This is a genomic window from Actinophytocola sediminis (genome assembly GCF_054779715.1).
On record NZ_BAAGXS010000013.1, the window covers coordinates 39,250 to 45,645 of the forward strand.

Here is a 6,396-nt window from a genome sequence, read left to right on the forward strand (position 1 = left end):
TCTTGATCCAAAGGGGGAGTACCTGAATGACCAGTAACTCGAGCACGGGCGGTGTCGCGCCTCCGGACGGTTACACCACCGACACCGACCAGATGAGCTCGTCCGGCCGCAACATCAACAACGCGGCCGAGGACGCACAGGACGAGATCGAGGACCTGTCGCAGACCGACCTCACCGGCGAGGAGTTCGGCACCGCGCACACCGAGAAGCACACCGACTACGCCGCGGCCATCCAGCTGCTCGGCGAGGGCGCCAACGCCATGTGCGCGAACCTCATGTCCTTCGCCGGCCAGCTCGGTGGCGCCGGCGAGACCTACTCCTCGGGGGAGACGGCTGCCACCAGTACGGTGACCGCCTCCGGGAGTGACCTTTGAGTCATTCCTGGGAGGACGTCCGGGGACTGCTCGACGACCCGTTCGTGGCGGCCGACACCAAGGAGCACCTGCTCGCGGCCTACCTCAAGGAGAACAACCTGTCGATGGGCAGCATCGTCTTCGAGGACGAGCTGCCGGCCGAGGTCCGGGAGTACTACGACCAGTACCCGGTGCGGGGCGGCGACTTCGACCAGGGTTCGCTGAACGACGTCTACGACCGGGCCGCGGGCCAGTCCGAGGACGCCGGCTACAGCTCGCACCAGGTGCAGGACGATCTCGGGCAGAACACGTCCACTTTGGACGAGCTGACCGCGCCGACGTCGTCGGCGTCCGGTGTGGCGTCCTCCGACGAGCTGTTCGAGCTGGCGCGCCCGGCGTTACGGGTGTTCGAGGACTTCATCCCGATCAACGACCAGGTGCCCGCCGATACGCTCGGCCCGGCCGGCCGGTTCACCATGGACGAGATCGAGACCAAGTTCGACGAGCAGAAAGGCATCTCCTTCAAGAAGTTCCTGGAGGACGCCGAACGGATCCGGACCGCGCACGGGGCCATCAGCGCGCTGGACACGACCACGCAGACCGAGCTGAACACGCTGTACCAGTCGTGGTCCGGGCCGGCGGCGAACGCGTCCTACCAGTACTACTCCGAGCAGATCACGCCGAACTCCACGGAGCTGATCGAGTTCCTGGCGGCCACTCCGGACACGATCACCCTGACCGTGGAGAACATCTTCGCCGAGTGCAAGGCGAAGGCCGACTACGTGCTGGGGATCTACACGCCCACCATCGGCAGTGCCACGCCGGACATGGCGAGCAAGGTCGTCGCGTTGGCCAACGGGGACGGGCTGGACAGCAAGGACAAGATCCTGGAGGTCGCGTCCTGGGTGGACTCGGTGTGCGGGACCGACATCGAGAACCGGATCCGGGACGACCGCTGCGACCTGAACGACGAGAACAAGGACTACGTGCGGCAGGAGTGCCGGTCGTGGATCCGGGACTCGTTCAACCCGCACCTGCACGAGAGCCTGTACGAGACGTTCATGCAGACGTGCGCGGACACGCTGGACGCGGTGAACGCCTACTACGACGAGCTGAACAGCTACCTGTCGGACTACGAGAACGAGTTCGGCGAGGCGCCGCCGCAGTTCGGTGGCCCGGAGCAGCAGCCAGGCGGACCCGGCGGCCCCGGTGACCAGGGTGGCGGTGGCGGTTCCGGCGGTGGTTCCGGTGGCGGATCGGGTGGTGGCGCCCCGTCGATCCCGGAGATGCCCGCACCGGAGGCGCCCGGCGCGCCAGGCGGCGGCGCGGGCGACCCGCCGGAGCTGGACTCCCTGATGCCGACGACGCCGACGACGCCGACGACTCCTGGCGAGCAGGAGACCATCACGATCGACGATGGTGAGCGCTCGATCTCGGTGTCCAGTCCGGACGGTCAGGGCCAGGTGACGGTGACCGTCGATGACGGATCCGGCGAGCCGAAGACCTACTCGCTCGACTTCGGCGACGGCACGCAGACCCCGGGCACGCAGACCCCGGGCACGCCGATCTCGACGCAGCCGGGCGTGCCAGGGGGGCCGACCGCGTCGTTCGGCCCGGACGGCAGCCAGCCGCCGACGGCCGACGAGCCGATCCAGGCCGACGAGGACGGCAGGTGCGTCATCCAGGACGGCGAGTTGACCATCACCGCCGAGCGGCCGGACGGCTCGACCGACACGGTCACGGTCACCGTCGACGACGGCACCGGTGAGCCGGTCACCTACAACCTGGACTACGCCGCCGAACAAGGGCCGGCCGCGCGCCCCCTGCCCGCCCCGGGCGCTCCGGCCGGCACCGAACTCGGTGGCCTACCCGACCCCCGCGGCCAGTTCGCCGGCCCCGGCGGGTTGCCCGACCCGCGTGGTCAGTTCGTTGCGGCAAGTGAGTTGCCTGACCCGCGCGGTCAGTTCGCCAGCCCTGGTGAGCCTGCTGATCCGCGTGGCCAGGTAACCGGTCCCGGTGGATTGCCTGATCCGGGCGGTCAGTTCGGCAGTCCCGGTGGGCCGGCCGATTCGCGTGGCCAGTTCACCGGCCCCGGCGGCCTGCCCGACCCGCGTGGTCAGTTCGCCGCCGAGCCGGCGGACCCGCGTGGTCAGTTCGGCCCCGCTGAGCCCCCGGACCACCGTGGCCAGTTCACCGGTCCCGGCGGGCTGCCCGACCCGCGCGGCCAGTTCGCCGCCGGCACCGCGCTCCCCGAACCGACCAACCTCGGCCAGCACACCCTGCCCGACCCGGCGGGCCAGTACGGCGCCACCTCCGCCCAGTCCGTCGTCCCCGGCGTCGAAGGCGGGTTCGTCGCCGACCCCGACGGCGGCGCCGCCGGCCAGGCCGGCGCGTTCGGCCTCCCCGACGCCAGTGACTACACCGACACCCCCGCCGAAGAAACCTCCGGCGAGGCCGGTCTCGCCACCGCGGCGGAGGAGGATAATGGCGGTGACCAGCAGCACGACCAGGCGCAGGGCAGCGCCGCCGCGGGTGGCATGCCGATGATGGCCGGCGCCGGCGCGGGCGCCGCGGGTGCTGGTGGTGGCGGCGAACGGGCCGGCAGCCAGTGGCGCACCACCGGCGACCTGTTCGACGACATCACCGACGCCCAGGTCCGTGGTGCTTTCGGCGAGGGCAGCCGGTAGCAAGGGGAGAGTGAGATGGGCGCGCACGACAGAGCCGCCAAGGCGCGGGCGCGAATGGAGCAGGTCCGCCGGGAGATGTCCGAGCGCCGGGCACTACGCACCCGCAACGCCCGCGCCGCCAGGGAACGCGCCACCGAGAGCCTGCGCAAACAGGGCCCGGTCGCCGCGCAGGTCGCCAAGCACCTCGGCGAGCTCGGTCGCCGCCGCGCCCAGGCGGGCGGCTGGGCAACTGAGAAGACCGAACGGGACCGCGACTACATCATGGGCTTCGGCGACGAACCCGATGCCAAACAGCCGTTCACCTTCCGCCCCCCACCACGCGGGGAGACCCGCCCAGGCGGTATCGGCACCATCGAGGACGAGCCGCCGCCACCGCCGGCCCCCGCACCACCCCCGCAGCCGCCGCGGGTGGCTCCGGCGCCGCCGCCACCCGCGCGCCGGCCGGTCCGCGCCAACGAGCAACTCGACGACGAGGACGACTACTCCAACCAGTCGACCTGGATGAACCGCAAGTGAACGCCAAGTGAACGTCACTGTCGCCGAGCGCGCCGACGAGATCAAGGCCGTGGTGTGCCGGGTACTGGAGGTCGACGAGGACACCGTCGCCTCGACCGACCACTTCGTCGACAAGTTCGGCGCCGACTCGATGAAACTGATCGAGCTGCTGGCCAACCTGGAGATCGAGTTCGACGTGGACGTCGACTCCGCCGAGTTCGAGCGGCTGGTCACCCTGGACGGCGTCTACGACGTGCTGAGCACCGCACTGGACGGGTGATCGGCATGCGGCGGGTGGCGGTCACCGGGCTTGGCGTGGTGTCGAGCATCGGCACCGGCGCCGCCGAGTTCGCCGCCGGCCTGCGGGCCGGACGCAGCGGCGCCCGGCCGATCACCGCGTTCGACACCACCGGCTTCGCGCACGCCACGGGCTGCGAGGTCGTCGGGTTCGACCCGCGACAATGGCTGCGCAGACCGGAGATCCTCCCCAGAGCCGGCCAGTTCGCCGCCGCGGCCGCCACGCTCGCGGTGCGCGACGCGGACCTCGACGGCCTCCTGGACGCGCGCGCGATGATCTCCATCGGCACCACCGACGGTGCGGCCGACCAGGGCGAGGAGATCGCCAGGACGGTGGTCCGCGGCGGCGAGGTGACCGCGGAGCAGGCCGCGTTGGTGCCCGCCGCGTTGCTCGCCGTCGGGGTCGCCGGCGAACTTGGACTGTCCACTGTGGAATTGTCCACTGTGGCCACCGCGTGCGCCGCCGGCAACTACGCGATCGGTGACGGGTTCGACGCGGTCGCCACCGGCGATGTCGACGTCGCGCTGTGCGGCGGTGCGGATGCCATGTGCCGCATGACGTTCACCGGCTTCTACCGGCTCGGCGCGATCGATCCGTTGGCCTGCCGGCCGTTCGACGCCGACCGGCAGGGCATCCTCACCGGCGAGGGAGCCGCGGTACTGGTGCTCGAACCGCTGGACGCCGCGCTCGCCAGGGGTGCTCGCGTCTACGCCGAGGTGCTCGGCTACGGCCTCAACTGCGACGCCGGCCACCCGGTCGCGCCGGACCGCGACTCGGTCGCGACGTGCATGCGCCTTGCCCTCGACGACGCCGGGGTCGCGCCGGCCGAGGTCGACCTGATCTGCGCGCACGGCACCGGCACGAAGACCAACGACGCCACCGAGTGTGGCGCGATTCACGACGTCTTCGGCGCCGCGCCACCGCGCACGGTGTCGGTCAAGTCGATGCTCGGGCACACCATGGGCGCGGCCAGCGCGCTGTCCGCCGCCGCGTGCGCGCTGGCGCTGGCCGAGGGGTTCATCCCGCCGACGATCAACCACGTGCGCACCGCCGAGGACTGCGCCATCGACTGCGTGCCCAACACCTCGGTCACCGCCGACCTGCGAGTGGTGCAGAACAACGCGCTCGCCTTCGGCGGCAACAACTCCGTGGTGCTGTTCGGCAGGAAACCCTGACATGGCGATCGTGATCACCGCCTGGTCGGCGACCTCCCCGTTCGGTCTCGGGCACGACGCGTTCGCCACCGGCATCGCGGCCGGCGAGCCGGCGCCGACCACCGAGGTGGCCGACGACTGGTTCCCCGAACCGGACACCGCCCACCTGGTGCCCGCGTTCGACCTGCGCGACCTGTTGGGACACAAGGGAACCAGCGTCATGGACCGGACCACCGGGCTCGCCGTGCACACGGTCGGCCAGCTGCTGGCGCAAGCGCGGGACGCGGTGCCGATCGACGCGCGCACCGGGGTCGTGCTCGGCACCACCAGCGGCAGCACGCTGACCCAGTTCACCTTCACCGCCCACTCGCTGACCCGCCGCAAGCCCTACCTCGTCGACCCGGCACAACTACCGTTCGCGCTGATGAACAGCGCCGCCGCGCGCAGCGCGAGCTGGCACGGCCTGACCGGGCCGAACACCACGCTCGCCGCCGGGCGGCTCGCCGGCATCGCCACCCTGCGCTACGCCGGCCGGCTGCTGCGCACCGGCCGAGCGAGCGGGGTGTTCGTCGGCGCGGCCGAGGAGTACAGCGGCGCCCGCGCGCTGCTGGCCCGCCGCGCCGGCGACCAGGCCCGGCTCGGCGAGGGGTGCGGACTGCTGTACCTGCGGCGGTCGACCGAAGGGAACCGATCGGCGGTCGCGGAGGTCGTAGCCTTGGACACCCGCCTTGCCGGCGACGGCGAGCCTCGGCGCGCGCTCGTCGACAGCCTGCGGCACGCCCTCACCGGGGTGGCGCCGAGCGAGGTGTGGGGTCTTGCGGTGTCCGGAATGGACAGTGTGGAGAGCGAAGCGGTACACGAGGTGTTGGGGATGCAGGTCGACCAGGTGGTCGCCCCTGGCCGACTCGTCGGGGACACCGGAGCGGTGTCCGGCGTGTTCGGCCTGACGGCGTTGCTGGCACTCGCGGAGCGTGCCGGCGCGGCCCGAGGGCGGGTGGCGGTGGCAACGGCCGTCGAACGGGACGGCATGGTCGGCTGCGTGGTGGTCCGCCTGCACGGCGGGCCGGTGGTGATGGGAGTCTGACGATGAGTGTGCGGGACCGAGCGGCACTGGCGGCGGCGCGGATGGACCAGACCCGCCGGGAGATGGCCGAGCGCCGCGCGCTGCGCGACCGCAACTCACGGGAGCTGTTGGCCAGAGCGCGCAAGGCCATGCAGGACCGCATACCGGCCATGGTCGAGGCGGCCAAGCAGGGCGCGGAGGTGGCGCAGCGCCGTGGGCTGGCCGGCGGCTGGGCCACCACGAACACCGACCGCGACCGGAACTTCCTCATGGGCTTCGAGATCGAGGGCGAGAACCAGGCCAAGTACGTCCCGCCGGCCGCCCCGGCCCAGCCGGCCACCGCGAC

6 protein-coding genes and 1 pseudogene are annotated in these 6,396 nt (G+C 71.7%); all 7 read left to right on the plus strand.

Translation table 11 applies throughout. The annotated features are described in order from the left end of the window. Nucleotides 1–26: 26 nt before the first annotated feature. Complete coding sequence (locus tag ACYVIP_RS08130) at nt 27–374, plus strand: hypothetical protein (RefSeq protein ID WP_460393718.1); 348 nt, start codon at nt 27–29, stop codon at nt 372–374. Beyond that, nucleotides 371–3,040 carry a hypothetical protein gene (locus ACYVIP_RS08135; RefSeq protein ID WP_460393720.1) on the plus strand — a complete coding sequence of 890 codons (2,670 nt, stop codon included), beginning with the start codon at nt 371–373 and terminating at the stop codon, nt 3,038–3,040. The genes ACYVIP_RS08130 and ACYVIP_RS08135 overlap by 4 nt, the downstream gene beginning before the upstream one ends. Nucleotides 3,041–3,055: 15 nt before the next feature. After that, nucleotides 3,056–3,556 (plus strand): hypothetical protein, encoded by a 501-nt coding sequence (locus tag ACYVIP_RS08140; protein WP_460393722.1) that lies wholly within the window; start codon nt 3,056–3,058, stop codon nt 3,554–3,556. Nucleotides 3,557–3,563: 7 nt separating this feature from the next. Further along, entirely contained in the window at nt 3,564–3,815 is a 252-nt protein-coding gene (locus ACYVIP_RS08145) for an acyl carrier protein (protein ID WP_460393724.1), read from the plus strand. A 5-nt stretch (nt 3,816–3,820) separates the two neighbouring features. Continuing rightward, a complete protein-coding gene (locus tag ACYVIP_RS08150; protein ID WP_460393726.1) occupies nt 3,821–5,008 on the plus strand; it encodes a beta-ketoacyl-[acyl-carrier-protein] synthase family protein in 1,188 nt (395 codons plus the stop codon). 1 nt (nt 5,009) lies between these two features. Then, on the plus strand, nt 5,010–6,071 hold the full coding sequence (locus ACYVIP_RS08155) for a beta-ketoacyl synthase N-terminal-like domain-containing protein (protein WP_460393728.1): 1,062 nt from the start codon (nt 5,010–5,012) through the stop codon (nt 6,069–6,071). A gap of 2 nt (nt 6,072–6,073) precedes the next feature. Then, a pseudogene (locus ACYVIP_RS08160) lies at nt 6,074–6,396 on the plus strand (hypothetical protein); the annotation flags it as partial.